At 64.6% G+C, this 25,825-nt stretch carries 21 protein-coding genes and 2 tRNA genes; 16 read left to right on the top strand and 7 right to left on the bottom strand.

Going from position 1 to position 25,825, the window contains the following annotated elements:
- Nucleotides 1–170: 170 nt before the first annotated feature.
- Genes nudC through ACPFL9_RS13965 form a run of 3 tightly spaced genes read left to right on the top strand, consistent with a single transcriptional unit; the run spans nucleotide 171 to nucleotide 3,918 of the window.
- Nucleotides 171–1,154, top strand: coding sequence for an NAD(+) diphosphatase (nudC, locus tag ACPFL9_RS13975; RefSeq protein WP_426003381.1), 984 nt, complete (start codon nucleotides 171–173; stop codon nucleotides 1,152–1,154).
- Nucleotides 1,151–3,301, top strand: a complete 2,151-nt coding sequence (locus ACPFL9_RS13970) for an ATP-dependent DNA helicase UvrD2 (protein WP_426003380.1) — start codon at nucleotides 1,151–1,153, stop codon at nucleotides 3,299–3,301. The genes nudC and ACPFL9_RS13970 overlap by 4 nt, the downstream gene beginning before the upstream one ends.
- A complete protein-coding gene (locus tag ACPFL9_RS13965; protein WP_426003379.1) occupies nucleotides 3,301–3,918 on the top strand; it encodes a YgjP-like metallopeptidase domain-containing protein in 618 nt (205 codons plus the stop codon). Before ACPFL9_RS13970 ends, ACPFL9_RS13965 begins: the two co-directional genes overlap by 1 nt.
- Before the next feature lie 31 nt (nucleotides 3,919–3,949).
- Here the strand turns inward: ACPFL9_RS13965 and ACPFL9_RS13960 are convergent, their stop codons facing one another.
- The gene (locus tag ACPFL9_RS13960; RefSeq protein ID WP_426003378.1) at nucleotides 3,950–5,395 is read right to left on the bottom strand and encodes a zinc-dependent metalloprotease; all 1,446 of its coding nucleotides are present in this window, start codon (nucleotides 5,393–5,395) and stop codon (nucleotides 3,950–3,952) included.
- Between the two features lie 211 nt (nucleotides 5,396–5,606).
- Between ACPFL9_RS13960 and ACPFL9_RS13955 the strand changes: the two genes are divergently transcribed.
- The 5 genes from ACPFL9_RS13955 (at nucleotide 5,607) to ACPFL9_RS13935 (ending at nucleotide 11,244) form a co-directional block, all read left to right on the top strand.
- A complete protein-coding gene (locus tag ACPFL9_RS13955; RefSeq protein WP_426003377.1) occupies nucleotides 5,607–6,743 on the top strand; it encodes a YlbL family protein in 1,137 nt (378 codons plus the stop codon).
- A 129-nt stretch (nucleotides 6,744–6,872) separates the two neighbouring features.
- Nucleotides 6,873–9,857 carry a UPF0182 family protein gene (locus tag ACPFL9_RS13950; RefSeq protein WP_426003376.1) on the top strand — a complete coding sequence of 995 codons (2,985 nt, stop codon included), beginning with the start codon at nucleotides 6,873–6,875 and terminating at the stop codon, nucleotides 9,855–9,857.
- A gap of 132 nt (nucleotides 9,858–9,989) precedes the next feature.
- A tRNA-Met gene (locus tag ACPFL9_RS13945) sits at nucleotides 9,990–10,063 on the top strand.
- Nucleotides 10,064–10,253: 190 nt separating this feature from the next.
- Nucleotides 10,254–10,327: transfer RNA gene (locus ACPFL9_RS13940), tRNA-Met, on the top strand.
- A 119-nt stretch (nucleotides 10,328–10,446) separates the two neighbouring features.
- Nucleotides 10,447–11,244 carry a GntR family transcriptional regulator gene (locus ACPFL9_RS13935; RefSeq protein ID WP_426003374.1) on the top strand — a complete coding sequence of 266 codons (798 nt, stop codon included), beginning with the start codon at nucleotides 10,447–10,449 and terminating at the stop codon, nucleotides 11,242–11,244.
- Between the two features lie 87 nt (nucleotides 11,245–11,331).
- Here the strand turns inward: ACPFL9_RS13935 and ACPFL9_RS13930 are convergent, their stop codons facing one another.
- Nucleotides 11,332–12,120 carry a PspA/IM30 family protein gene (locus ACPFL9_RS13930; protein ID WP_426003372.1) on the bottom strand — a complete coding sequence of 263 codons (789 nt, stop codon included), beginning with the start codon at nucleotides 12,118–12,120 and terminating at the stop codon, nucleotides 11,332–11,334.
- Between the two features lie 99 nt (nucleotides 12,121–12,219).
- Nucleotides 12,220–14,265, bottom strand: a complete 2,046-nt coding sequence (locus ACPFL9_RS13925) for a TPM domain-containing protein (RefSeq protein WP_426003371.1) — start codon at nucleotides 14,263–14,265, stop codon at nucleotides 12,220–12,222.
- A gap of 320 nt (nucleotides 14,266–14,585) precedes the next feature.
- Between ACPFL9_RS13925 and ACPFL9_RS13920 the strand changes: the two genes are divergently transcribed.
- From ACPFL9_RS13920 to ACPFL9_RS13900, 5 genes are all read left to right on the top strand, one after another.
- Nucleotides 14,586–16,277 (top strand): trypsin-like peptidase domain-containing protein, encoded by a 1,692-nt coding sequence (locus ACPFL9_RS13920; protein WP_426003369.1) that lies wholly within the window; start codon nucleotides 14,586–14,588, stop codon nucleotides 16,275–16,277.
- 246 nt (nucleotides 16,278–16,523) lie between these two features.
- Nucleotides 16,524–17,327 (top strand): electron transfer flavoprotein subunit beta/FixA family protein, encoded by an 804-nt coding sequence (locus ACPFL9_RS13915; RefSeq protein WP_426003368.1) that lies wholly within the window; start codon nucleotides 16,524–16,526, stop codon nucleotides 17,325–17,327.
- A 14-nt stretch (nucleotides 17,328–17,341) separates the two neighbouring features.
- A complete protein-coding gene (locus ACPFL9_RS13910) occupies nucleotides 17,342–18,295 on the top strand; it encodes an electron transfer flavoprotein subunit alpha/FixB family protein (protein ID WP_426003366.1) in 954 nt (317 codons plus the stop codon).
- Nucleotides 18,296–18,299: 4 nt separating this feature from the next.
- Entirely contained in the window at nucleotides 18,300–19,079 is a 780-nt protein-coding gene (locus ACPFL9_RS13905) for a PIG-L deacetylase family protein (RefSeq protein WP_426003365.1), read from the top strand.
- 73 nt (nucleotides 19,080–19,152) lie between these two features.
- Nucleotides 19,153–19,698: a gluconokinase gene (locus ACPFL9_RS13900; protein ID WP_426003364.1), complete on the top strand. Its 546-nt coding sequence runs from the start codon at nucleotides 19,153–19,155 to the stop codon at nucleotides 19,696–19,698.
- 95 nt (nucleotides 19,699–19,793) lie between these two features.
- Here ACPFL9_RS13900 and ACPFL9_RS13895 read toward each other — a convergent pair whose 3' ends face one another.
- The 4 genes from ACPFL9_RS13895 to ACPFL9_RS13880 form a co-directional block, all read right to left on the bottom strand.
- The gene (locus ACPFL9_RS13895) at nucleotides 19,794–20,624 is read right to left on the bottom strand and encodes an anti-sigma factor domain-containing protein (RefSeq protein ID WP_426003363.1); all 831 of its coding nucleotides are present in this window, start codon (nucleotides 20,622–20,624) and stop codon (nucleotides 19,794–19,796) included.
- Nucleotides 20,625–20,661: 37 nt separating this feature from the next.
- Nucleotides 20,662–21,267: an ECF RNA polymerase sigma factor SigK gene (gene sigK, locus ACPFL9_RS13890; protein WP_426007578.1), complete on the bottom strand. Its 606-nt coding sequence runs from the start codon at nucleotides 21,265–21,267 to the stop codon at nucleotides 20,662–20,664.
- A 188-nt stretch (nucleotides 21,268–21,455) separates the two neighbouring features.
- Nucleotides 21,456–21,923, bottom strand: coding sequence for a tRNA (cytidine(34)-2'-O)-methyltransferase (locus ACPFL9_RS13885; protein ID WP_426003361.1), 468 nt, complete (start codon nucleotides 21,921–21,923; stop codon nucleotides 21,456–21,458).
- Nucleotides 21,924–21,967: 44 nt separating this feature from the next.
- Nucleotides 21,968–22,906: a J domain-containing protein gene (locus ACPFL9_RS13880; protein ID WP_426003360.1), complete on the bottom strand. Its 939-nt coding sequence runs from the start codon at nucleotides 22,904–22,906 to the stop codon at nucleotides 21,968–21,970.
- Nucleotides 22,907–23,113: 207 nt separating this feature from the next.
- On the opposite strand from ACPFL9_RS13880, the gene ACPFL9_RS13875 reads away from it, so the two are divergent.
- Genes ACPFL9_RS13875 through ACPFL9_RS13865 form a run of 3 tightly spaced genes read left to right on the top strand, consistent with a single transcriptional unit; the run spans nucleotide 23,114 to nucleotide 25,814 of the window.
- Entirely contained in the window at nucleotides 23,114–23,788 is a 675-nt protein-coding gene (locus ACPFL9_RS13875) for a hypothetical protein (protein WP_426003359.1), read from the top strand.
- Nucleotides 23,789–23,839: 51 nt separating this feature from the next.
- On the top strand, nucleotides 23,840–24,550 hold the full coding sequence (locus tag ACPFL9_RS13870) for a helix-turn-helix transcriptional regulator (protein ID WP_426003358.1): 711 nt from the start codon (nucleotides 23,840–23,842) through the stop codon (nucleotides 24,548–24,550).
- Between the two features lie 31 nt (nucleotides 24,551–24,581).
- Nucleotides 24,582–25,814: a cysteine desulfurase family protein gene (locus ACPFL9_RS13865; protein WP_426003357.1), complete on the top strand. Its 1,233-nt coding sequence runs from the start codon at nucleotides 24,582–24,584 to the stop codon at nucleotides 25,812–25,814.
- Nucleotides 25,815–25,825 lie beyond the last annotated feature (11 nt).

The following is a 25,825-nucleotide window of genomic DNA, read 5'->3' as shown; positions in this document are numbered from 1 at the left end:
CTTCAACGGTAGATTGACTGGAGCGTCTGGCCATGATGCAGTGCGGCGAGTCTTCACATCCGCCTGAAAACAAGGGCCCTTTCTACCTTTGCTGCGCCTGTCCCGGTGATGTCCACAACGCCCAGGCGGTCCAAATGTTTTTTGTCGGTGGGAATCAGTACGGTAGGTACATGAGTTATGCGGAGTCTCCGGCGCTTGCCAACCACCTGATGGATACTGTTCTTCCAGTTCGTCCTGCGCTGGTGGACCGCGGCTCAGTGGAACGCATGAAGCCCGGCATGGTCCAGCAGTTGGTGGATTCAGGCACGGCCAAAGCCATGGTGATTTCGCAGCGCAAAGCGTTGGTCACCCCGGACGGGCTGTGGTTCGGCGACGCTTCACCGTTGTGGGCGGCCCTGGAAGCATCCGGTACGGCTTCGGCCATCTATCTGGGCGCCACGCTGGGACCGTCGTCCCTGCCCCAGGGAACACCTGTATTGCTCTTTACTGTCGCGGATGCCCCGGAGCCGGGCACGCTCGCCATTCCCGCCAATGCGGAATGGTCGGGTTTCCGGGAGGTCGCCGGCAGCCTGGATCCCAGTGACACCGCACTGTTCATCGAGGCCAGTGCCATCTCGAACTGGCATGCCACCCACACCCACTGCCCCCAGTGCGGGGCGCCCACGGACATTGAGGCCGGTGGATGGGTACGTCGGTGCCCCGAGGACAACTCGGAGCATTACCCCCGCACTGATCCGGCCATCATCGTCACGGTCGTGGGGCCGGACGGCCGGGTTCTCCTGGGCGGAGGTGGCCCGGCGGACGCCCGGAATTACTCCACGTTCGCTGGATTCGTGGAACCGGGGGAGTCCTTGGAACAGGCCGTGGTAAGGGAGATCGGCGAGGAAGTCGGGATCCGCGTCACTGCCTGCCAGTATCTGGGTTCCCAGTCGTGGCCGTTCCCGGCCTCCCTCATGTTGGGCTTCACTGCTGTCACTGAAGACTCTGTCGCGCGACCAGACGGTGTCGAAGTCACCCGCGCCCGCTGGTTCAGCCGCGAGGAACTCCAGAAGGCGGTGTTGGAGGGTGAGATCACGATTTCCACGCGTCTCTCCATCGCACGTTCCCTGATTGAGCATTGGTACGGCGGCATTATCGAAGACCTCCAACCGTGACGCTGGGCATTTTCGACACCGCCGGTTCCTTGGAGGACAGGGTCCTCGGGGGACTGGACGAGGAACAGCGCGAAGTTGCAAGCACCCTGAGCGGTCCTTTGTGCGTTCTTGCCGGTGCAGGCACCGGCAAGACGCGTGCCATTACGCACCGCATTGCCTACGGGGTGCATTCCGGGATTTATTCGCCCCAGCGCCTGCTGGCGGTTACCTTCACCGCACGGGCCGCGGCAGAGATGCGAAGCCGTCTGCGGGATCTCGGTGTAGCCAACGTCCAGGCCCGGACCTTCCATGCAGCGGCCCTGCGCCAGTTGCAGTTCTTCTGGCCGCAGGCCATCGGTGGTACGTTGCCCAGTCTCCTGGACCACAAGGCCACCATGATTGCCGAGGCTTCCCGCCGCCTGCGCCTCAGCACGGACCGGGCCTCCATCAGGGACCTCGCCGCGGAGATCGAGTGGGCCAAGGTCTCCATGCTCACCCCGGCAAACTACCTTGAAAACGCCAAGGGCCGGGGTTCGCCCGGCGGGTTCGATCTCACCACCGTCTCCCGGGTATTCCAGGCCTACGAGGATTTGAAGACGGACCGCAATGTCATCGACTTCGAGGACGTCCTGCTGATAACCGTGGGGATCCTTCAGGAGGACCCGAAAGTTGCAGCCACGGTGCGGGAACAGTACAGGCATTTCGTCGTCGACGAATACCAGGACGTTTCGCCACTGCAGCAGCGGCTCCTTGACCTGTGGCTGGGTGGCCGGGAAGAGCTGTGCGTCGTTGGGGATGCCAGCCAGACCATTTATTCCTTCACGGGAGCTTCGCCTGAACATCTCCTGAACTTCAAAGCCCGGTATCCAGGCGCCACCGTGGTCAAGCTCGTCCGTGACTACCGTTCAACCCCGCAGGTGGTAAAGCTGGCCAACGATCTCCTGGGCAACCGGCGCAGCGGTGGTCCTGCAGCCGACGCGGCGTGGGCTCCACCGCTCCGGCTTGTGGCCCAACGGCCTTCCGGTCCGGAGCCGCGCTTCATGGAATGCCCTGACGACGAAGCCGAAGCCGCTGTGGTGGCCGGCAGGATCCAGGAGTTGCTGGACGCCGGGGTAAAGGCCAGCGAAATTGCCATCCTTTTCCGCACGAACGGCCAGTCCGAAGCTTATGAGCAGGCGCTGGCGTCTGCGGGTATCGGTTACCAGCTCAGGGGAGGCGAGAGGTTCTTCGCCCGCAAAGAGGTCCGCGACGCCATTCTTCAGTTGCGTGCTGCTACCCGTGCGGTCGCCGAGGAAGGGCAGCAGTCCCTGGGGCAGGTCGTGCGGGACATCGTGTCGTCCCTGGGCTATACGGATTCAGCTCCGCACAGCGGCGGGGCGCTTCGTGAGCGGTGGGAGTCCCTTGCTGCCTTGGTGGCGCTGGCCGACGAGCTGGCTGCCAGCCGCGGAGAGTCGTATGCCCTGGGCGACTTCGTCAATGAACTGCAGGAGCGTTCCGTGGCGCAGCATGCTCCGACCGTCCAGGGTGTCACCTTGGCCTCCCTTCATGCCGCCAAGGGCCTCGAGTGGGACGCCGTATTCCTTGTGGGCTTGAGCGAGGGCCTGATGCCCATTTCCTTCGCTGATTCACCGGAGGACGTGGACGAAGAACGTCGCCTGCTCTACGTGGGCATCACGCGTGCCAGGGAACATCTCACTCTGTCATGGTCCACGGCCCGGACCCCGGGAGGGAGGGCCAACCGCAAGCCGTCGCGCTTCCTGGAGGGGCTGCGCCCGGAAACCGCCGGCGCCGCGGGTGCCCGCAGCCGGACAACCACCCAGAAGCGGAAGGCAGCCGCGCCGGCCTCGTGCCGGGTTTGCGGGAGCATGCTGGCTACTGGCGCGGAGCGTAAGGTCGGCCGGTGCAACCAGTGTCCTCCCGGGTATGAGGAACAGACCTTTGAGGCGTTGCGGCAATGGCGCAGGACTGAGGCCCAGTCCGCGGACGTTCCGGCGTATGTTGTCTTTACGGATGCCACCTTGACGGCCATCGCCGAAGCCAGGCCTTCCTCGTTGGAAGAACTCTCCGCGTTGGCAGGGGTGGGCCCTTCAAAGCTTGAGCGCTATGGAGAGGCCGTGTTGGCGGTGCTGGCCGGGACTTCGCATCCCACGGAAGGTGAGGAGGCGTGATGATGCGCAGCCATTCCAGGGACGCCAACAACGCCGGGGTGCCTTTGACGACTGAAGAGGGCGCCCCTGTAGTGGTCCGGCGCTCTGCGCGGCGCAAGCGGACGGTGGCGGCTTTTTGGGAAGACGGAAATGCCGTGGTGGCCATTCCGGCGACCTTCAGCAAGGCCCAGGAACGTGAATGGGTCCGAAGAATGCTGGCCAAGCTGAAGAAGCAGGGGGAGCGTTCCGGGGCCAAGGGGAGGCGGCCGCCTGCCAACGATGAGGCCCTTGCCCGGCACGCCGGAACCCTTTCCCGGACCTATCTGGGCGGAAGGGCCGTGCCCACGTCCGTCCGCTGGGTCACCAACCAAAACTCGCGGTGGGGTTCGGCTACACCCGCCGACGGCACCATCCGGTTGTCCCACAAGCTGAAGGCCATGCCGCAATGGGTGATCGACTACGTTCTGCTCCATGAACTTGCGCATCTGTTGGTCGCTGGACACGATGCCTCGTTCTGGCGTCTTCTGGAGAGCTATCCGGAAACGGAGCGGGCCAAGGGCTTCCTGGAGGGCGTGGCCTTCGCCACCTCCCGGGGCTTGCCCGGGAACCCCGGGCCAGCGGCGGAAGAGCAGGACTGACGCCCGGCTGTCCTGCCGCCCGCCGCGCCCGTTACCTGACGGGCGGTTGGGGATCGCCGTCCCGGCCCTCTGCGTCGTCGTCCTTCGCTGCCTCACCGGGGGAGCTGTCCCCTTCGTCGGCGTCGGCCGGAGCGTCGTAGCCGCCACTGAGCAGCTTCTGCAGGGCGTCGTCCACTTCGCTGTCGCTGGCCTCCGCCAACTTCCGGCGCGATGAGAAGCCCTGGGGATCGTCCAGGTCCTCGCCCGTCGGCAGGAGATCCGGGTGATGCCAGATGGCGTCACGGCCTGCTATCCCGCGTTCCTCCTTGAGGGTGGCCCACAGGGTGGCAGCTTCCCGGAGTCGGCGGGGACGCAGTTCCAGCCCCACAAGTGACGAGAACGCGTGCTCGGCGGGACCGCCCGTAGCGCGGCGCCGGCGGACAGTTTCCCGCAGTGCGGTGGCCGAGGGAAGTACGTTGGCCGTGGCTTCGGCCGTCAGCTCATCCACCCAGCCCTCCACCAACGCCAGTGCAGTTTCGAGTTTCTCCAGCGCAGCCGTTTGGACGGGGGTCCGCTCCGGCGTGAAGACGCCTTGGGAGAGGGCTTCCTGGATGCCTTCGGGGTTGCTGGGATCCAGGTCGCGGGCGAGGTCTTCTATGCGCGACATGTCGATGTGGATGCCCCGGGCGTAGGCTTCGATGGCGCCAAGCAGGTGGCCGCGGAGCCACGGCACCTGAACGAACAACCGGGCATGCGCGGCCTCCCTGACCGCGAGGAACAGCCTGACATCGTTTTCCGGAAGGCTCAGGCCTTCACCGAATTTGGCCACATTGGCCGGCAGCAGGGCCATTTCCAGATCTGCCAGCGGCACGCCAATGTCCGTGGAGCTGACCACTTCCGCGGACAGGGCACCGATTGCCTGGCCCAACTGCATCCCGAAGATTGCACCGCCCATGTTCTGCAGCATGGAGGAGGCACCGCCCATCATGGACTTCATCTCCTCCGGCATCTGCTGGGTCAGCGCATTGGACAGCGCGTTCGCGATGCTGTTGGCCACCGGTTCGGTCAGCCGCTTCCAGGTTCCGAGCGTGGCCTCCACCCATTCCGCGCGCGACCACGCGTGGCCAATCAACCCTGTTGCCGGGAGGTCGGTGACGGGGTCGAGCCACAGCTCAGCCAAACGGAGGGCTTCGTCTACCCCGCGGGACTGCTGGGTGTTCACGGACGGATCACCGCCCGCAGCTGCCACACGTCGGGCGTTGTCGTGGGCCAGTTTCCAGTTCACGGGCCCCTCGGAGGTGGAGCTCATCATCGCCTGGACCTGGGCGAACATCTGCTGCAGCAGCTGGGGATCGTTGGGCAGCCCGGCTGCCTTGGCCAGTTCAGCGGGGTCGATGTTGCCCATCCCCTGGCCACCCATCAGGTTTTGCAGCATTTCTGCCAGCGGATCCTTGGGTGCGTCGTCGTCGTTGGACGGATTGTTGGGGTTGGAAGTCATGGTGCCGCCGATCGTCGAACCTACCTGGTGATCACTTTCACCGTACCCCGAGGGGCAGGGGCTGTCTGCCTGTTCGCGGCGTAGTTCGCTGTAGGCAAAGCAGCCCGGCAACCCGGGACCGCGTAGTGTGGATGTTTGGTATATATCGCCGCCGCTTCGCGCTGGCGGACCCAATGTGCCGCGCACGAACCACCGGCAAGAGAGGCCCTCAATGCTTACTTCGCCCAGCCCTGGGGGCTCGGTTGACCCGCGTCAAATGCCCGACGCCGATCCCTCCTCCGTGCCTGCGGAGCCTTCCGGTGGAAGCCGCTACATGCTGATGGTGGTGTCGGGGCTGCTGGCCTTGGGGCTGGGCCTGGGGGCGGCAGCGCTGCCCGTGCCCTATGTTGTCGAATCGGCCGGTCCGACCTTCAACACCCTCGGGCAGGACGGCGACAAGCCTGTCATCAGCATTTCCGGCCGGGAGTCCTTTCCGGCCCAGGGCAACCTGGACCTGACGACCGTCGTCATGACCGGTGGCCCCAAATCTCCGGCAACAATCTTCGACGTCTTTGGCGGATGGGTGGACCCCTCCAAAGCCGTCTACCCGGAGGAACTGATCTACCCCAAGGGCACCACGGCCGAGGAAACCGTCAAACAGAGCGAAGTGGCCATGGAGTCCTCCCAGGAGAACGCCGTCGCCGCCGCGCTCAGGGAGCTGGACATCCCCTTTGAGCAGAAGCTCACTGTCGCGGGACTTTCGGAGGAGTCCCCGTCGGAAGGCAAAATCCAGGAAGGCGATGTCCTCACTTCCATCAACGGTAAACCGGTGTCGTCCATGGCGGTGATCCAGGAGGAGCTGTCCGCCGGGGCAGGCGCTGCCGCGGCCGTCGTCGTGGACCGCAACGGAAGCTCCGTGACGGAGTCGGTGACTCCCGTGAAGAATCAGGCCGGCAGGTACGTCCTGGGTGTCCTTCTGGCCAGCGACTTCACCTTCCCCTTTGATGTGAAGATTTCCCTTGAGAATGTTGGCGGGCCCAGTGCCGGCATGATGTTCGCGCTGGGCATCGTGGACAACCTGGAACCGGGGGACCTCACCGGCGGGAAGCATGTGGCCGGCACTGGCACCATTTCCGCCGACGGGGCCGTGGGGCCAATCGGCGGCATTGCCCAGAAGATGATCGGGGCGCGGCAGCATGGCGCCACCATGTTCCTTGCGCCGGCGGCAAACTGCGCGGATGTCGTGGGACATGTGCCGGACGGTTTGCAGGTAGTCAAGGTAGAGACTCTTGCCGATGCCCGGGCCGCAGTGGAACGCCTTGGTAACGGCCAGGACACCAAAGGCCTTCCCACCTGCACGAACAATTAGACTGGCGGTGGAACTTAGCTCCACTGCCACTCGTGGCATATATGACAGCTCCCGCCACCCCAGTGTCGGGAATTGTCACATCACACGCATACCGACTGTTAACTGACGACCACCAATGAGGTACAGAGTTTGTCCCGTCCCGCCAGCTCCAGCCCGCCCGGAAGATCGCCGCTGAGACGAGGTGCCCTGACTCCGACGCTCATTGTCGTCGCAGTGGTGGTCGTCGGCTTCATTTTCTTCGCCAATGTGTGGACAGATGTCCTGTGGTACCAGCAGCTTGGCTTCTTTGAGGTCTACCTGCGTGAGAACCTCGCCCGGATCCTGACCTTCCTGGTCGGGTTCGCCATGATGTTCGCTGCTGTCTTTTTTGCCATCAGGATCGCCTACCGCTCGCGGCCCGTCTACGCCCCCGACGCCGAGTCACGGGACAACCTGAACCGCTACCAGGCGCAGCTTGAGCCTGTTCGCCGCGTGGTGATGATCGGCCTGCCGATCCTGTTCGGCCTGTTCGCCGGCAGCGCTGCGGCCAGCCAGTGGCAGAAAGTACTGCTGTTCTTCAACCAGGAGCCGTTTGGACAGAGTGATCCTCTGTTCAACCTGGACATCAGCTTCTACCTCATGTCCCTGCCCTTTCTGGGGTTCGTCACCGGTTTCCTGATCAGCATCGCTGTCGTGGCCGGCATTGCGGGCATCCTCACGCACTACCTGTACGGCAGCATCCGGCTCATGGAGCGCGGGATCTTCACAAGCCGCGCCGCCCAGATCCACATCGCCGTGACCGGCGCGTTCTTCCTGCTTCTGCTGGGTGTGAACTTCTGGCTCGACCGGTACACCACGGTGCAGAGCTCGGCCGGACGCTGGGCGGGTGCCTTGTACACGGACGTCAACGCGGTGGTTCCCACCAAGGCCATCCTGGCCGTGGCAGCGGGCCTGGTCGCGATCCTGTTCATTGTGGCCGCTGTGATCGCCCGCTGGCGCTTGCCCGTCATCGGCACGGCGATGCTCATCATCACTGCCATCCTGGCCGGCGGCGTCTACCCCTGGGTGATCCAGCAGTTCCAGGTACGCCCGTCGGAGAACACCCTGGAAAGGGAGTTCATCAACCGCAACATCACCATGACCCGTGCTGCTTACGGGTTGGACAAGATCGAGGTGTCCGCGTACAACGCCACCACCACGGCCACAAGCGGTGCCCTGGCCGATGATGCGCAGACGGCAGCAAACATCCGCCTGTTGGATCCGAACCTTATTTCCTCGGCGTTCTCGCAGCTGGAACAGTACCGTCCGTACTACCAGTTCCCGCAGACGCTGAACGTGGACCGCTACACCGTTGACGGCAAGGTCCAGGACACCGTGATCGCGGTTCGGGAGCTGAATCCGGATGGACTTAGCGCCAGCCAGCAGACCTGGGTCAACCGGCACATCGTGTACACCCACGGCTATGGCGTGGTTGCCGCCAAGGGCAACAAGTTCACCGCGGACGGCAAGCCGGAGTTCCTCCAGTCCGGCATTCCCACCAACGGTGTCCTCGGCAACGACACCACCTACCAGCCCCGTATCTACTTCGGCGAGAACTCGCCGGAATACTCCATTGTGGGTGCTCCGGACGGCGCCCCCAACCGGGAACAGGACCGTCCCGCCGGGCGTGAAGGCAGTGGCGAAACGCAGTACACCTTCACCGGCAACGGCGGGCCCAACGTCGGCAACTGGTTGAACCGCATTCTGTACTCCATCAAGTTCCAGTCCTCGGACCTCTTGCTGTCGGACGGCGTAAATGTGGAGTCGCAGATTCTGTATGACCGGAATCCGCGCGAACGCGTCGAGAAACTTGCCCCTTACCTGACCGTTGACGGCAACGCCTACCCGGCCGTGGTGGATGGCCGGGTGAAGTGGATCGTGGATGGTTACACCACCAGCCAGTACTTCCCGTACTCCCAGCCCCAGCAGCTGCAGAACGCCACTGTCGATTCCCAGACAAGCGCCGGCCGGACCGTTGCCTTGCCCAACAGCTCGGTCAACTACATCCGGAACTCGGTCAAGGCCACTGTCGACGCCTACGACGGATCGGTCACTTTGTACGCCTGGGATGACCAGGACCCGCTGCTGAAGGCCTGGCAGAAGGTCTTCCCGACTGTCATCAAGCCGTACTCCGATATGTCGGGCGACCTCATGAGCCACGTCCGTTACCCGGAGGACCTGTTCAAGGTCCAGCGTGAACTCCTGGGCCGCTACCACGTGACGGACCCGGACAGCTTCTACCAGAACAACGATGCTTGGAGCGTTCCGAACGACCCAACGGTCTCCGAAGCCGTCAAGCAGCCGCCGTTCTACATGTCCCTGCAGATGCCGGACCAGGAGAAGCCTGCCTTCCAGCTGACCTCCTCCTTCATTCCGCAGACGGTCAATGGCAATGCGCGTAACGTCTTGTACGGGTTCCTGGCCGCGGACTCCGACGCGGGCAACGTCAAGGGCGAGAAAGCGGACAGTTACGGCAAGCTGCGGCTTCTGCAACTGCCCACTGACACCCAGGTCCCCGGGCCGGGCCAGGCCCAGAACAAGTTCAACTCCGACCCCACGGTGTCGCAGGCACTCAACCTGCTTCGCCAAGGCGCCTCGGACGTGCTGAACGGCAACCTGTTGACCCTCCCTGTGGGTGGTGGCCTGCTGTACGTCCAGCCTGTCTACCTCAAGTCCACGGGTGAGACGTCCTACCCGACCCTCCAACGCGTCCTGGTGGCCTTTGGCGACAAGATCGGCTTTGCTGCCACCCTCGATGAGGCCCTGAACCAGTTGTTTGGCGGTAACTCCGGAGCGGAGGCAGGTGACTCTGAGAACAACGGCCAAACACCGGCTACGCCGCCCGGCACCACGACTCCGCCGGCCGGACCCGTTGATGCGAAGGCAGAACTCAAGGCCGCCCTGGATGAAGCCAACCAGGCGATCCGGGACGGACAGGCCGCCTTGGCCAAGGGTGATTTCGCAGGTTACGGCCAGCAGCAGGCCAGGCTGTCCGAAGCCTTGCAGAAGGCTTTGGACGCAGAAGCCAAGCTTGGTGTGACTTCTGCTCCAGCGGCGACGCCGAGTGCCACGCCGTCGCCTACCCCCAGCAGCTAGGGGATAGCCGGGGTTCACCTTGGAAGGCCGGTATCCGTGAGACTGCGGATGCCGGCCTTCCTGTGTGGAGACGCAGATCACTGCCCCTCGATTTGGTCCGCAGTTCACCGGACGGTAATGTTGTTCTTGCGACGCGGGGTGGAGCAGTTCGGTAGCTCGCTGGGCTCATAACCCAGAGGTCACAGGTTCAAATCCTGTCCCCGCAACTGGGAAAAGACCCGGATCAGAAAAACTGGTCCGGGTCTTTTGTTGTTCGTGCCTGTTTCTGCCTGCCGCATGCAACCTCACTGATTTGCGGAGATGCCAATCGGGCCACCTTCGCCAATGTGATCTCCGGCACCAAGCACCCCGAATGGCAAAAAGCGCCTTTCACATGGGGTATTGTTGATCAAGCGACGCGGGGTGGAGCAGTTCGGTAGCTCGCTGGGCTCATAACCCAGAGGTCACAGGTTCAAATCCTGTCCCCGCAACTGGAAGATGAAAGAAGTCCGGACCGGTGAAAACCGGTCCGGACTTTTTTCATACCCGGGGGTTCGCCTGGCTGGTGTAGCATCAGTCCGGCACTGGGCAACCACGGCGGAAAGGTGACATGGTCGACGAAGACAACGCGAAGGGCCCACACCGGCCGGTCCTGGAGAGGGACAGCCCCGTTGCCGTTTACCAGCAGGTTGCGGACGTCCTGACCGAACTGGTGGGCAGCCTGGAACCTGGTTCGCGGATCCCCACGGAAGAGTCGTTGATGGCGGACTACGGCATCAGCCGCACCACGGTCCGAAAAGCGATCGAGACCCTGGTGGTCAAAGGCCTGCTGGTGCGCCGGCAAGGCAAGGGGACCTTCGTCAGGGCGCAGAGCCCCGTCCGCATGCTCAACCGACTTGCACCGTTCATGGAGACCTTTACCGCCGCCGGCATGAAAACGGTCAAGGGCCTCATCGAATACAAATGGATGGAGAAAGACAGATCGGTGCCAGCCAAGCTGGTTTCCGACGACAACCTCGTCCTGGTCATCCGCCGTTCTTACTCCAGCGCCGGCTGGCCCTACGCCATTGCCGAAATCTTTATCCCGTCCCACATAGGCCGCCACATCAGCCTCGCCGACGCCGAGAAGAACTCCATCTACCAGGTCATCCAGGACCGGACCCTGAAACCCTTGCACCGGGCAGAGATCACTGTGACCATGCACGCACCTCCGGATCACCTGGCAGACGCCCTGAACGTCAGGGAGTTCCCGGTAGTACCGCGCCTGGAGCGCACCACATTGGGGCCCCATGGCGAAGTCCTGGAATGCACTGTGACCTACTTCCACCCCAAAGGTTTTGAAATCCGGGCAGAAGTAGCCACGGATGCCAGCCCGGGGGAGGAAGCGCCGGGCTCCGCCGCGCCGTAAGGCCTCCCGGATGCACTAACGGCCGGATCCCTGTGGAATCCGGCCGTTACGGCTGCACAGTTGTCGAGGCCGTGGCCCCGGTGGTGCCTAGAGCTTGTCGAAGTCGGCTTCGTCGATGGTCGCATTGGTGGTGGAGGGGGCGCCCGCACCGATCGCCGGCTTGCTGCCGCCGGACTTCAAGGCCGCGAGGCGAGCCTCGATCTCCGTCTGCTCACCGAGGTCCTCAAGCTGGTTGAACTGCGCGTCCAGGCTGGAGGCTGCGAGTTCCTGTTGGCCCAGGACCTTGGCTTCCTCGCGGCGGATCTTCTCTTCGAAACGGCCGACCTCGCTGGTGGGGTCCATGATGTCGATGCTCTTGAGGGCGTCGTGCACCTGGGACTGGGCAGCAGCCGTCTTGGAACGGGCAACAAGCTCGTTGCGCTTTGCAGTGAGCTGGTTGAGCTTGTTCTTCATCTGGTCCAAGCCACTCTTGAGCTTGTCCACGACTTCGGTCTGCGATGCAATGCTCGGTTCGGCAGCCCTGGCTTCGGACTCGGCGGCCATCTGGCGTTGAATTGCCACCTTGGCCAGGTTGTCGAACTTCTCAGCATCGACGCTGTCACCGGACGCACGGTACTCGTCTGCCTTGCGGGAAGCCGCCAGGGCCTTGTTGCCCCAGTCCTGTGCGTTCTTGATGTCCTCGTTGTAGTCCGCCTGCAGCATGCGAAGGTTGCCGATGGTCTGGGCCACAGCGGACTCGGCTTCGGCAATGTTGTTCGTGTAGTCGCGGACCATCTGGTCCAGCATCTTCTGCGGGTCCTCAGCCTGATCCAGCAAAGCGTTGATGTTTGCCTTGGCGAGCTGTGCGATCCGACCGAAAATGGACTGCTTAACCATGGTGTTGCCTTTCGTCCTGCTCAGTGGGAACCACTGAAATCAGTGATCAGTTGTTGTACCGCTTCTACGTGGGCGTATGCCCCACCTAGTCTGTCCGGGCTAGAAGTCGCCGCCGCCACCGCCGTCGCCGCCCCAGCCGCCGGCGTCAAAGCCGCCGCCCGAGTCGCCACCGCCGAAGAAGCCTCCGTCGCCGCCGTCATTGTGGCCGCCGCCCCAACCGCCCCCGCCTCCGTTGAGGATGGAGTTGATGAGGATGCCGCCCAGGATGGCCCCGCCGAGGCCGCCACCTCCGCCGCCACCGAACATGCCGCCACGGCCGTCGCCCTGGTTGGCATAGCCGAACTGGTCAACATCGGACTGGGCAAGCTGCGCTGCCTGGGCCGCGAGCGAGTGGGCCTGCTGTGCATAGGTCAACGCAGTCACGGGATCATTGCGTGAAATGGACAGGGCATAGTCCAGGTTGCGCTGGGCCTCGGCCAGCCTGGTGCGGGCCTCGGTTCCCACGCCTCCGCGGCGGGCCGTGATGTAGTCCGAGGTTGCGCTGATCTGAGCCTGGGCAGCCATGATGGTCTGCTGCAGGGAGGCCTGTGCACGGCGGGCCTGCTCCTGCTGGTCCCGGATGCCGGACAGCGACTGATCCAGCGCCTGGTGGGCAGTCTCCACGCGGTTCAAGGTGGCGATGGGGTCGATCTTGCCGCCCTGGATTTCGTTCTTGACCTGCGCCAGAGCAGACTCGACGCCCGCCACCGGGCCCGCCAGCTCAGGATGCTGTCCGGACTGGATCATGGCGCGTGCCTGGGCAAGGTCCTGGCTGGTTTCCGCCACGGCGCTTTCCAGCGAGGTCCGGGCCTCGTCCAGGCTTCCGGCGGTTTTGGAGATGGCGTCGATAAGGACGTTCGTCTGGTGCAGGCTCTCTTCCGCTGCCCGTACTGCTACGGCGGCCATGCTGTTGTCGCCGGCTGTGAGCTTCTCCTGGGCGGTTGCGACGGCGTTCTGGACGAATGCCAGCCGTTCCTTGGCCTGCAGGATGTTATCGGAGACCTGCGCCAGGGCAGAGTCGGCGTACTTGGCACGAAGGCCGTCCAGGGACTGCTCGGCGCTGGAGATCCGGGCATCGGCTTCACGGGCGCCCGCGCTGACCGTTGCCAGCGCCTGCGGGGCATTTTTCTCCAGTTCGCGAAGCGAGTCGAAATCGGCCTTTTGGTCGCGAAGGGAGGCGAGTGCTGCCTCCGAGCGGCGGATAATCTCTCCCAGCCAACTCCGCTGCTGCTCTTCAGTGTCCGGGATGTGGTCGTCCAGTTGCTGTTGCAGCTTGAACGACTCGGTCATGTGGCCCTTGGCTTCCTGGAGGGCCTTGGTGAAGTTCCCGATGGCGGCATCGCCATACTGTGCCTGGGCGAACCCGAGTTCCTGCTCGCTGGACTTGATGGCGTCATCTGCTTCGATCAGCAGGGAACCGCTTTTCTGGCGAAGCTCAGCAATGGTGAGCCCGGCCAAAGGATCGAGCTGCTCACCTTGCGGGCCAAAGCCGGGCGAGGAGGCCTGGCCGGACTTCTTCCGGCGATTGCGCAAGTACAGGTAGGTGCCTACGCCGCCGGCAGCAACGACGCCGGCTCCCACCAGCACTCCCACGCCTGCGTTGCCGTTGGGTACGTTGCCGCTGCCGCCTCCGGCTGCGTCACCAATGGCGGCAGCGGCATCGATGACAGCCTGGGCATAATTTCCGGCGCGCAGCTGTGGATCAATGGCCTTGCTGGTGATGTTGTCACGCTGCGCGTTGGTGATTTTGCTGTTGCTGGGCTTGCCCAGCTGGTATTGGCGGGTGTCCGTTGCTACGGCAAGGACCAGGGCGTTGGGTCCGAGGTTGGCTTTCTCTGCTACGTCTGCAACCCATTCGACCCGATCGGCCGGGTTCTCGAAGCGCTTCACGAAAACGGCGTGCAGTGTCATGGCGTGTTCCGACCCGAGCTTCTGGATGGCTTCCTGCACCTTGGCTTTATCACCGCCCAGGACGCCGGCGGAATCCACGATTTTGGTGGCGGGATCAAGCGTGACCGGATCTTCGGCCCACGCTGCGCCGGCCGGTAGGGCCAACATTCCAGCCACGCCAATCACGGCGAGTACACGTTTCACTATTGACCGCATGTGCAACCCTTCAGCACGTCTGCGACTGGAACAGGGCGAACCAATCGTCACAGAATGCTCAGCGCCCCCACGCATGGTGTAAAGCCGCAGGTCGCTGTGGCAATTCCTCTTGATTCTATGGTGCACCCCACACCCCGTCCAAGGCAGTGAATATGCCACCAGCGAAATGGTGGAGAACAGCGTTCAGGCCGCGCGTTGAAGCCCTTCAGGGGGCAGTTGCAACTCTTCGCGTTCCTCGTTCAGGAAGCTCTCAGCAAACGTCCGAATTTGTTCCAGTAATAGGGTTCATAGTTAGGGGAGACAAGGACGAAAGGAAGACCATGACGGAGAACCCAGCCCAGGGCGCCGGACCAGAGAACCGCGAGCCGTCCCAGCCGCGCCAGGCTCCCGGGGTGGCCCCGAACGCCGAGGCTGCGGAGCAGGCGGCGCAAGGACAGGACCAGCCCAGCCATGATCAGGGCAACCAGCCATCCGCCCCGGGGGGCGCAGAGCCTGTCCGCGACGTGCCGGGACCCGATGCCAACGCCACCGCTCCGCTTCCAGCCTTCCATTCGCCCGGTGCTGAACCCGGCCCCTCCCAGCATCCGCAGCCTTCACAGGACCAGTTCCGTCCCAGTTACCCGCAGCGGCAGCCGTTCCATGGCGCCGGCCCGGCCCAGCCCCACCAGGGGCAAGGGGGCAGCCAGGCCAACCCGACTGCCCCCTATGGCGCGCACCAAGGCCCCTACTTCGCGGGATCACCGGGCAACGCCGGCCACCCTTACGCACAGGGCCCCCAGCACACCCAGGGCGGCCAGGCCCCCGCGGCGACCAGGAAGAAGCCTGCCTTCGGAGTGGGGACGCTGGTGGCGAGCATCCTGGCGGCGGGCCTGGTTGGCGGCGGCGTCGTGGCCGGCAGCAACGCACTGTGGGACGAGCCCGCGCCCGCGTCCTCGACGGGCGGCCAGTCGAGCACCGTGATCGTCAACAACAAGGACGATGTCAACGTCATCACCGCGGCTGCGGCCAAGGCCTCTCCCAGTGTGGTCACGATCAAGGCAACCAGCGGCGGCGAAGGCGGAACGGGCTCGGGCATCATCATCGACGACCAAGGCCACATCCTGACCAACACCCACGTGGTGACCCTTGATGGTGCGACTGCCAACGCCGCCATCGAGGTGCGGACCCATGATGGGAAGGTCCTGAAAGCCACGGTCGTGGGCACCGACCCGTTGTCCGACCTTGCAGTGATCAAGGTCAGCGACGCTTCAGGCCTTGTTCCGGCCACGTTGGGCGACTCGTCCAAGATCAACGTGGGGGACACCGCCGTCGCGATCGGTTCGCCCCTGGGGCTGACCGGCACGGTGACCGACGGCATCGTCTCCACCTTGAACCGCACCATCAGCGTGGCGTCTTCGGCTGTGCCCGAAGACGGTCCGGACGACAGCCAGGGCGACGACGAGGGCTTCCAGTTCGCGCCTCCGAACGGCGGGCAAAGCCAGCGGTCGGCCAACGAGGGGTCGATCTCCATCAATGTCATCCAGACTGATGCCGCCATCAACCCCGGCAATTCCGGTGGTGCGCTGGTCAACAGCAAGGGCGAAATCATCGGCGTCAACGTAGCAATCGCTTCGGCAGGAAGCGGCACGTCCGAATCGTCGTCCGGCAACATCGGCGTTGGCTTCAGCGTTCCCATCAACCACGCCAAGCGGGTGGCGCAGGAAATCATCGACAACGGCAAGGCAAGCCACGGGCAGTTTGGTGTGTCCGTACGGTCCAAGTCGTCCACCGGCAGCGATTCCGGTTTCTCGGTCGGCGCGGAAGTCGCGGCAGTAACCGCTGACTCGGCGGCAGCGAAGGCCGGCATCAAGGTGGGGGATGTCGTCACCAAGTTCGGCGATTACTCCATCAGCGACCCCAACCAACTCACCGCCGCTGTCCGTGAACAGCCGGCAGGAGCCAAGGTCAAGGTCACTATCCAGCGCAGCGGCCAGTCGCAGGAGATCGAGGTCACCTTGGACGCGGCCCAGTAAAGCCGATAACGCACGACGGCGGCACGCACCCGGGGCGGCATGCGCACCTTGGCGCGTGCCGCCGTCGGGCTTTGGCGGTTTATCAGCGGGGTGCCAGGGACGAAACAGGGGTTAACGCCGCTGCGGATTTCCGGGCGCAATATGCTTAGCTAGGGTAGGCCCGTACGCTGGGCACTTCACGGCCACGCTGCTGCGGTTGGCCGTCCACAAGCATGGAAGGCTGCTTCGAAGACAGTGGAAGAGACATTGAAGATTGTCGTTCTGGTCAAGCACGTCCCGGACGCGCAGTTTGACAGGCACATCACCGGACCGGGCAACACCACGGACCGCGACGAGAGCATCTTGTCGGAACTGGACGAGTACGCCCTCGAGGCAGCATTGCAGCTGGCTGAGGAACGCGGCGGCGCCAAGGCCGGCAACGAGGTCATCGCGCTGAGCATGGGGCCGTCGGGCGCGGTCAATGCGGTCAAGAAGTCCCTCCAGATCGGCGCGTATTCGGGGGTCCACCTCAGCGATGACGCTTTGGCCGGTTCCGATGCCGCAGCCACCTCACTGGCACTTGCGGCGGCGATCAGGCACATCTCCTCCGATGGCCGGCCGGTGGACCTGGTCCTGACCGGCATGGCGTCCACGGACGGCGAGACGTCATTGATCCCGGCGCAGCTTGCCGAGCGTTTGTCCCTTCCGCAGGTGACCTTCGCATCCACCCTGGACGTCAACGGGCGTACAGTGGTTGCCCGCCGTGATGCCGGCACCCATTCGGAGACCGTGGAGGCGCAGTTGCCCGCGCTGGTCTCGGTCACGGACCAGATCAATGAGCCGCGCTACCCCAACTTCAAGGGCATCCTGGCCGCCAAGAAGAAGAAGATTGCGTCGCTGACCCTGGCCGATCTTGGAATCGATCCTTCGCAGGTGGGCCTTGCCGGTTCATGGACCGTCGTGGAAACTGCCGAGGCCCGCCCGCCGCGGACCGCCGGCACCATCATCACCGACGAAGGCGATGCCGGCATCAAGCTGGCCGACTTCCTGGCCGCACAGAAGCTGCTCTAAGAGGACTGCACACCATGGCTAACGCACTCGTTTTCATCGACAACCCCGGAGCCGCGCTCAAGAAGAGCAGCCTGGAGCTCCTGACCATTGCCCGGCAGCTGGGGGAGACCGCCGTTGCCGTCAACGGTGACCTGGGTGACGACACCGTCGCCACGCTCGGCACGTACGGGGTCACCACGGTCTACCAGCCCTCCGCGGACGACCTCGGCGACTACCTGGTGGCCCCCAAGGCCGCCTACCTTGCGGCCGCAGTGGCAGCCTCTGGCGCTACCAGGGTCCTGCTGGAGAACTCTCCTGAAGGCAAAGAGATCGCAGGCCGGCTGGGGATCAAGCTGAATGCCGGCGTGATCACCGACGTCGTTGGCGTGGAAGCGGACGGATCTGCGCACAAGTCGGTGCTGGCAGGTTCCTACAACACCACCTGCAAGGCCACCACTGCGGTGGCGGTCCTGACGGTGAAGGCCAACCTCGTGGAGCCTGAACCCGCGGCATCGGCCAGCTCGCCGGAGACAGCCAAAGTGGAGATTCCCGCAGACGCGGCATCAACAGCTGCCCGCATCGCCTCACGTGCGGCCAAGCCTGCCAGTGGCCGCCCGGACCTCAGCGAAGCCCGGATCGTCGTGGCCGGTGGCCGCGGCGTCGACGGCGACTTTGGGCCCCTGGAAGATCTTGCCGATGTCCTGGGGGCTGCCGTGGGTGCTTCGCGTGCGGCCACGGACGCAGGCTGGATCGGCCATGACGCGCAGGTGGGCCAGACCGGCGTGACCGTTTCGCCCCAGCTGTACATCTCGGCGGGCATCTCCGGCGCGATCCAGCAGAAGGCCGGCATGCAGACATCCAAGGTAATCGTTGCCATTAACAAGGATGCCGAGTCGCCGGTCTTCGAGATCGCCGACTTCGGCATCATTGGTGACCTTTTCAAGGTCATCCCGCAGGCAACCGAAGAGATCAAGAAGCGGAAAGGCTGATCCTTTGAGTTCTGGCGTTTCGTCAGCAAAGAGCCCGTTCAATGCCTCCACGGAGCGTGTTGAACGGGTGCTTTGTTTTACCGCCCATCCGGACGACATCGACTTCGGCGCCGCCGGAACCATTGCGGCCTGGACTGCAGCCGGTGTCGAGGTGACGTACTGCATCATGACCGATGGTGACGCGGGCGGCTTCGATCCGGTGGACCGCCAGCGGATCATCGAGCTGCGGGCGGAGGAGCAGCAGCGCGCGGCCTCGATCGTGGGCGTGGAGGATATCCGCTACCTGCACGAACGCGATGGCTACCTGGAGCCGACGCACCATGTCATCAAGCAGGTGGTCCAGCTCATCCGCGAGATCCGTCCTGACATTGTGCTGACCATGCATCCCGAACGGAACTGGGACCGCATCCAGAAGAGCCATCCTGACCACCTGGCCGCTGGAGAGGCGGTGACCCGCGCCGTATATCCGGCGGTGGAGAACCCTTTCGCCTACCCGGAGCTTGCCGAGGCCGGCCTGGAGGCCTACAAACTTCCCTGGCTGTGGTTCATTGCCGGGCCGGAAAACCGCGAGAACCACTTCGTGGATGTATCGGACCACGTTGAGGCCAAGGTGGAGGCGATCCGCGTCCACGCCAGCCAGCACCCGGACATCGGGGCGATGGAGCGGGTGGTGCGGGGCATGATGCTCGCCAATGCCGAACGGGCGGGGCTTCCCGCCGGGATCAGTGCGGAGGCTTTCCACGTTGTGTCGGTGAATGGATCCAGCACAATCGCCGGCTTCTGATATTGCCGATGGTTCTCCCTTCCCCTAAGCTGGACCTCAGTTAAATCATATTTATTGAGGAAGGCAGGCTTTGATGACGAAGACTGCACAGCAGCCGGTGTTGGTGATCATGGGAGTCTCCGGCTCGGGAAAGTCCACCGTTGCCGGTGTCCTGGCCGGAAAACTCGGGTGGGACCTGGCCGAGGGAGACGACCTCCACCCCGCCGCCAATGTTGCCAAGATGCAGGCGGGCCAAGCGTTGGACGACGCCGACCGCTGGCCGTGGCTGGACACGATCGCAGTGTGGATCAGGAACCACACAGCAGCCGGAACCCCGGCCATCATCACGTGCTCGGCCTTGAAGAAGAAGTACCGTGATGTACTGCGTGGAGACCACGTAGTGTTCGTCTTCCTCCAAGGCAGCCAGGACAGGATCTCGGACCGGCTGGCATCACGGCACGGCCACTTCATGCCTCCATCGCTGCTGGAATCCCAGTTTGAGGCCCTGGAAGAGCCCACCGAAGACGAGAACCACATTTCCCTCTGCGTCTCGGCGTCACCGGCAGAGGAAGCCGATGAGGTCATCGAGCGGCTCGGCCTGGTGCCGGCAGCTGCGGACACCGGAGTGGTCGCACCCTAGTGCTTGCGAAACAATGACCGACGGCGGCCGTTCCCACATCTGGTGGGGCGGCCGCCGTCGTCATAAGCACCTGCGTGATCGGCGCGGGCGTGGCGTCAGGCAGCCAACGGGACCACAAGCACCAGCGGAAGGGTGGGTGAGCTCGAACCGCCGGTCGGTTCCACGGTGATCGCCACGGAGGATGCCGACGAGAGTCCCTTCACGACCGCAGGCTTGGACAGCGTCCGGGCATCCATGGTGCCCTGCGGTACCGGCGCTGAGCCGTCCTTGGGCAGCGTCCACAACTGGTAGACCTTGCCCTCCGGGGCGGGGGCGACGTCGTCCATGAGCACCACGAAGGAATCCTTGGCCGACGAGGCCGAGATGGTGGCCGTTCCTCCACCGGGGACCGGAGCGGTCTGCTTCTGGACGTCCTGGGCTTGCAGGATCTGGTTCACTGGATCGTTTTGCGCAGCAACATAGGCGCCAACCCCAACACCTCCCAAGGCAACCACGGCTGCCGCTGCCACACCCACCAGCCACGCACGGGCTCCGGTGAGGCGGCTGCGCCCGCTGCGCCTGGCCCTGGCCGCGGAGAGTTCGTCGATGCCTGCAGCGCCGCCGGCCGGGCTGGCGTCGACCGCCGTTGAACCGGCAGTGTTGTGGACCGGACCTGCGGCTGCGCCGGACGTGGGGGACCCCGCAATCCGGTCAAGGATGCTGTCGAAAAGCCCCGGCGGCGGCTCTTCCTCGGCCGTGAAGCTGACGGTCAGCGCCTCGCGGGCCTGCCGGACACGCTCGTGGAACTCCGGTGCCTCCGGGGCATCCTTGAGGTAGTCATCCACCATGGCCCGTTCAGCATCGCTGAGGGCATCCAAAGCGTATATTTCAGCCAGTTCGAGGACGCGGCCCTCGGACAGGTCGGTTGCAATATCATTGGCGAACATTCTGCGGACAAATCCTCCACCGGTATTTTCGCTCACGTCAGACCACCCCCAGGCAGGTCTTCAAACGCAGAAGGCCATCCCGGATGCGGGACTTGATGGTGGGCACCGCCGCGCCGAGGTGCTCTGCGACTTCGCGGTAGGTCAGTCCGCCATAGTAGGCAAGGCGCACAGATTCCCGCTGTGTTTCGGTGAGGGTGCCCAGGCAACGGCTCACGGCCTCGGCTTCAAGGTTGGTATCGGCTTCTTCGGCCACGACGTCGCGGTCCGGATCCTGGCTGGCAGCGCCATACTTCGCTTCACGGTCCGTGGCGGATTGCACTGCGCGGACGCGGTCGATCGCCCTGCGGTGGGCTATGGTCATCAGCCATGCAAGCGGGCTTCCGGCTGACCGGTCGAACCTGGCCGCGCCTTGCCAGACCTGGATGAAGACTTCCTGGGTGGCGTCTTCGCTGAGTTCGGGGTCGATCAGCACGCGTCTGGCCATGCCAAATACCCGGCGGGAGGTCAACTGGTAGAACTCGGCAAATGCCTGCTGGTCGCCGCTGGCAATGAGGTCCAGCAGGCCGGCCAGCCGGGCATTCAGATCAGTTGCCGTGCCGGAAGCTTCGAAGACCGGGGGGCCTGGGTTGTTCGGGATGTCCATCACTTTCCAGCATAGGTCGTCGTGTTTGAAAGCGGCAGCGCGCCCCGGCTGTGTTGCGGGAGAGGCGGCACGCCGGCTGGCCAGGGCCGTCCTTGTCTCCATCGCACTCACGGCTGCTCCTCACTCGAATATCCAGGGCAGGGACGTTCCCTGCATATGTCATTCGGTGCCGGAGCCCGCGCGGATGGCTACAGCTTTGCCCCGGCGAACCCGTTTTGCCGCCATGCCTCGAAGACTGCGATCGAGGCCGCATTGGCAAGGTTCAAGGAGCGCAGGGTGGGCAGCATCGGGAGCCGGACGCGGGCCGTGACGTGGGGGTCGTCCTTCAGCCACTGGGGAAGTCCAACCGATTCCGGCCCAAACATCAGGACGTCGCCTTCCCTGTAGCTGACATCGGTGTAGGACGTGTCGCCGTCGGAGGTGAAGGCGAAGACGCGCTCCGGCTGCAAAGCCGACCACGCGGCGTCGATGTCTTTATGGACCGTCACCACAGCGAGATCGTGGTAGTCCAGCCCGGCGCGCCGGAGCTTGGCGTCGGAGAAGTCGAAGCCCAACGGCTCCACAAGGTGCAGCTCGGCGCCGGTGATGGCAGCCAGGCGGATGGCATTGCCCGTGTTGCCGGGAATTTCCGGGGTGTGAAAGAGGATGCGGAACACCGTTACATCCTAGCCAGCATTGGTGTGCTTCCCGGACCGGCAGTTCAGTGCATGCCCCGCAGCAGGCGCGCCAGGACCGGGACCACCACGGTATTTGGTGCCGGCCCGGATGACAGGAAGTGTTTCAGGCCGCGGACCAAACCAGCCCCGTTGACCACTTCCACAGCAGATTGGCTCGACTTTCCCCGGCCGTATTGGTCGATCACGGGCTCGTGCAGGTTGCCGTCCGGGCCGTGGAGCACTACCCAGCCCGTGACGTTGAGTTCGGGGAAGATGTCCTGCATGTGGCGCACGATGTGGCCCAGCTGCGGGGGAGCAACGGAACGGCCCCCGTGGCGCAGGGTCTGCCCGTCCCAGGCGTAGGCTCCTTTGGGCAACAGCATGGACCCGACCAGTGCGAGCCTGTAGCCGGACAGCACGGCGTGGTCGATGTGGTTGTTGTCCGACGGTGAGCGGAGCCCGTTGATGAGCCGGGCTGCGGGAATCCCCGGCAGGACTTGCCGGCTGATGAGGTTCACGGTTCGAAGCTCGCGTTGGATGCGCGCCTCGGCCCCGAATATGCCGCGCTTGCGGGGCAGCCCGTGGACCTGCCGGGCAGCCTCGGAACGGGAGAGCAGCGGCACCTCGTTAGGGTCGTCGAAAGACGGTACGTAGACGGCAGGGTCACCCGCGGTGTTGCGCTGCGGCTGGGTCCGCTTCGCTGCGGTTGACGCAGCGTAGGCCGGTTGCTGTGTTCCGGTGTAGTCGCCGGGCCTGGGTTGCCCGGCGCGGCCGCTGGCGTAACGGCGGTCGTACTCAGCCCGCCGCCGGGGGTCGATCAGGGTTTCATAGGCCAGGGTGACGCGTCGGAACATTTCGGCCTCGCCGCCGTGATCCGGGTGGGCCTTGCGGGCAGCCTTGCGGTAGGCAACCTTGATTTCCTTCTCAGACGCCGTCACCGGCACACGGAGAACCTGGTAATGCGACTTGCTGCCCTCGGCCAAGCACTGGCCCTTCCCTTGGATGGCGACCCCGCCCCGGTATGGGGCGTTGGGGCCAGTTTATCCAGCCCACTCAATGAACGACGCCGGGAGGGTCCAGGGTTCCCGGCCGGCTGCCCAAACGGTCCTGCGGACGTGCGTGCCCGGGAGGGAAGCTAGACTCTGTGGGGCAACGGACACGTTAGACCGCACACTTCAGGGGGCCAGGCAATGCGCAGAGTTCGACGGCGGGTGGCGGCCTTGGGTGCCGCAGGAACCGTGGGCGTGTTGCTGGCCGCGTGCAGTGTCAGCGTTCCGGACCCGGCTGCGCCGACGCCCGCCGTTTCGGAGCCGGCCCTGGCAACGCCCACCATCACCCCCGGCCATGATGCCGCGGCTGTTGCGGCCAAGGATCTTCCGCTCGACGCCGGCGGCACCCTGGCCGCGGGGGACCCGGTGACGGTGGGCAACCGCCTGGAGGAGGTGCCTGGGTGGTCCGTGGTGCACTCCGGCCTGCAAGGGGAGAACAAATACAAAAAGACGGACGGCTGTATGGCAGTGGCAAGGGTCGCCGTGAACCAGGGACCCTTGGTGGTACCAGACGATGACGCTGCCTCCACCAAGGCACTGTTCGCCTACCTGGACGCCGGAACCGCTGCGGAAAACCTGAAGCCGGTCAAGCTGCCGTGGGGGCAGGATACTGACGGGCCGCAGCGCCAGGTGGAGTTCCTTGCCCTGGAGTCTCCGGGCACATCCGGTGGACAGGCCATGCTGGTGTGGGCGCGGCTGTTCAGCAAGCCTGCCTCCTCGGTGTACGTTTCGCTTGCCTGTCCTGACGCGGACACGCTTGCCACCTCCAAGGCCGAGCTCGCCGGGCATGTTGCGGTGATTCCTCCCGGCCAGTGATATTCGCCGTTCTTTAGCAATTCATCTTGTTTTTAGAGATACCCTTAACCCATGACAGGCCTTCCTTGGCTGCGGCGCATTTCAGCTGTTGCATCGCTTGACGACGCCGGCAGGCGCTCCCTTTACGGCTACGTCCGCAGCTCCGCCCATGCCGTGGGCCGGGACGAAGCTGCGCAGGCATTGGGCATGCCACGCAGTACCGTGTCTTTCCACTTGGACAGGATGGTCCGTGACGGTCTGCTGGCGGTCGAGTTCCGGAAATCTTCCGACCGGACGGGCCCAGGATCCGGCCGACCGGCCAAGATGTACCGGGCCGCGGTGGACGAGGTGTCCGCGTCCGTTCCCCAGCGGCGCTATGATCTCGCGGCTGATCTCCTCGCGGCTGCGGTTGAGCAATCCCTGTCCGCGGATGTCAGGGTTCAGGATGCCCTACGGGAAGCAGCGGAACGCACGGGTGTGCGTTTGGGGTCTGCGGACCTCCATGACTCCCTTGGGCAGCTTGGCTACGAACCGCGGGCTGATGCGGACGGCGGCACGAGCCTGACCAGTTGTCCCTTCCATCGGCTCGCCCTGGAGCACCGGGACCTGGTGTGCACCATGAACGGAGCCCTGCTTGCCGGCGCGGCAACGGCGGCCGGTCTCCCCGCGGACAGCGTCCAAGCGGACAACCGGCCGGGTTATTGCTGCGCCAGGATCGTTGCTTCCGGGACCGCTCCCGGCAACGTTCCTGGCCCTGCGGCGGAGGTGGCACCCCAGGGGTAACCTGCAGTTCCCTGCTCGATAGAATGGCAAGGTGCCTGTATACCTTGACCACGCCGCCACCACCCCCATGTCGGCCGAGGCCCTTGCCACCATGACCCGGGAGCTGGCCCGCACCGGAAACCCGTCCTCCCTGCACAGTGCAGGCCGCCGTGCCCGCCGGACGGTGGAAGACGCACGCGAGACGCTGGCTGCTGCCGCCGGCGCCCATCCCTCCGAGGTCATCTTCACCTCCGGAGGGACGGAAGCGGACAATCTGGCGGTCAAAGGCCTCTATTGGTCCCGTCGCGCCGAGGACCCGGCACGTACCCGGATCCTGTGCTCCGCCGTCGAGCACCACGCGGTCATGGATACGGTGGAGTGGCTTGAGCAGCACGAACATGCCGAGGTCGTCTGGTTGCCGGTCGATTCAACGGGTGCTGTGGAGCTTGACGCCGTCCGTGCTGAGATCGAGCGGGATGCGGACTCGATCGCCCTAATCACCGTGATGTGGGCCAACAATGAAGTCGGCACCCTGCAACCCATCCCCGGGATCGTGGAACTGGCCTCACTTCATGGAATCCCGGTGCATTCGGACGCAGTTCAGGCCTTTGGTTCCGTCCCCGTCGATTTCCGTGCGTCGGGACTGGCCGCGATGTCCGTTTCCGGGCACAAACTCGGCGGTCCCGTGGGTGTCGGGGCGCTGTTCCTGGGCCGGGCGGTCAAGCTCACGCCAGTCCAGCACGGTGGTGGCCAGGAACGCGATGTCCGGTCCGGAACCCTGGACACGCCGGCCATTGCCGCTTTTGCTGCCGCCACAGAGCGGGCGTCAATGGATCTTGACGGGGAGGGAAAAAGGCTGGCTGCCCTGCGGGACAGGCTCATCGCGGGAGTCAGGGAGGCCGTGCCGGACGCCGTGCTGCGCGGGGCAGAGGGCAGCGGGAGGCTCCCTGGTAATGCCCACTTCACCTTCCCCGGCTGTGAAGGCGACTCCCTGCTCTTCCTGCTCGATCTTGCGGGTGTGGAATCGTCCACGGGCTCGGCTTGCACGGCGGGGGTGCCGCGGCCGTCGCACGTCCTGCTGGCCATGGGACTGGACGAAGAGACTGCCCGGGGAGCCCAGCGCTTCAGCCTGGGCCACAGCTCCGTTGACGCAGATGTTGATGCCCTGCTCAAAGCACTTCCGGATGCCTGCCAGCGGGCACGCCAAGCGGGCATGGCGGGCCACGAGTCAAGCATCCAGACAGCGGGCACCGTGGCCAGGCGGGCCGCAGCCGGACCAGCCTGACCCCATACCGG

The sequence above is a fragment of the Paenarthrobacter sp. NyZ202 genome (assembly GCF_049860755.1).
GTDB lineage: Bacteria > Actinomycetota > Actinomycetes > Actinomycetales > Micrococcaceae > Arthrobacter.
This window is presented reverse-complemented; position numbering and strand designations above follow the sequence as displayed.

Excerpts from the sequence above, each read along its gene's own strand:
- nudC (WP_426003381.1), top strand. The coding sequence starts at position 171 with ATGAGTTATGCGGAGTCTCCGGCGCTTGCCAACCACCTGATGGATACT.
- ACPFL9_RS13965 (WP_426003379.1), top strand. The coding sequence starts at position 3,301 with ATGATGCGCAGCCATTCCAGGGACGCCAACAACGCCGGGGTGCCTTTG.
- ACPFL9_RS13960 (WP_426003378.1), bottom strand. The coding sequence starts at position 5,395 with ATGACTTCCAACCCCAACAATCCGTCCAACGACGACGACGCACCCAAG.
- ACPFL9_RS13955 (WP_426003377.1), top strand. The coding sequence starts at position 5,607 with ATGCTTACTTCGCCCAGCCCTGGGGGCTCGGTTGACCCGCGTCAAATG.
- ACPFL9_RS13935 (WP_426003374.1), top strand. The coding sequence starts at position 10,447 with ATGGTCGACGAAGACAACGCGAAGGGCCCACACCGGCCGGTCCTGGAG.
- ACPFL9_RS13930 (WP_426003372.1), bottom strand. The coding sequence starts at position 12,120 with ATGGTTAAGCAGTCCATTTTCGGTCGGATCGCACAGCTCGCCAAGGCA.
- ACPFL9_RS13925 (WP_426003371.1), bottom strand. The coding sequence starts at position 14,265 with ATGCGGTCAATAGTGAAACGTGTACTCGCCGTGATTGGCGTGGCTGGA.
- ACPFL9_RS13920 (WP_426003369.1), top strand. The coding sequence starts at position 14,586 with ATGACGGAGAACCCAGCCCAGGGCGCCGGACCAGAGAACCGCGAGCCG.
- ACPFL9_RS13910 (WP_426003366.1), top strand. The coding sequence starts at position 17,342 with ATGGCTAACGCACTCGTTTTCATCGACAACCCCGGAGCCGCGCTCAAG.
- ACPFL9_RS13900 (WP_426003364.1), top strand. The coding sequence starts at position 19,153 with ATGACGAAGACTGCACAGCAGCCGGTGTTGGTGATCATGGGAGTCTCC.
- ACPFL9_RS13895 (WP_426003363.1), bottom strand. The coding sequence starts at position 20,624 with ATGTTCGCCAATGATATTGCAACCGACCTGTCCGAGGGCCGCGTCCTC.
- sigK (WP_426007578.1), bottom strand. The coding sequence starts at position 21,267 with ATGGACATCCCGAACAACCCAGGCCCCCCGGTCTTCGAAGCTTCCGGC.
- ACPFL9_RS13875 (WP_426003359.1), top strand. The coding sequence starts at position 23,114 with ATGCGCAGAGTTCGACGGCGGGTGGCGGCCTTGGGTGCCGCAGGAACC.
- ACPFL9_RS13870 (WP_426003358.1), top strand. The coding sequence starts at position 23,840 with ATGACAGGCCTTCCTTGGCTGCGGCGCATTTCAGCTGTTGCATCGCTT.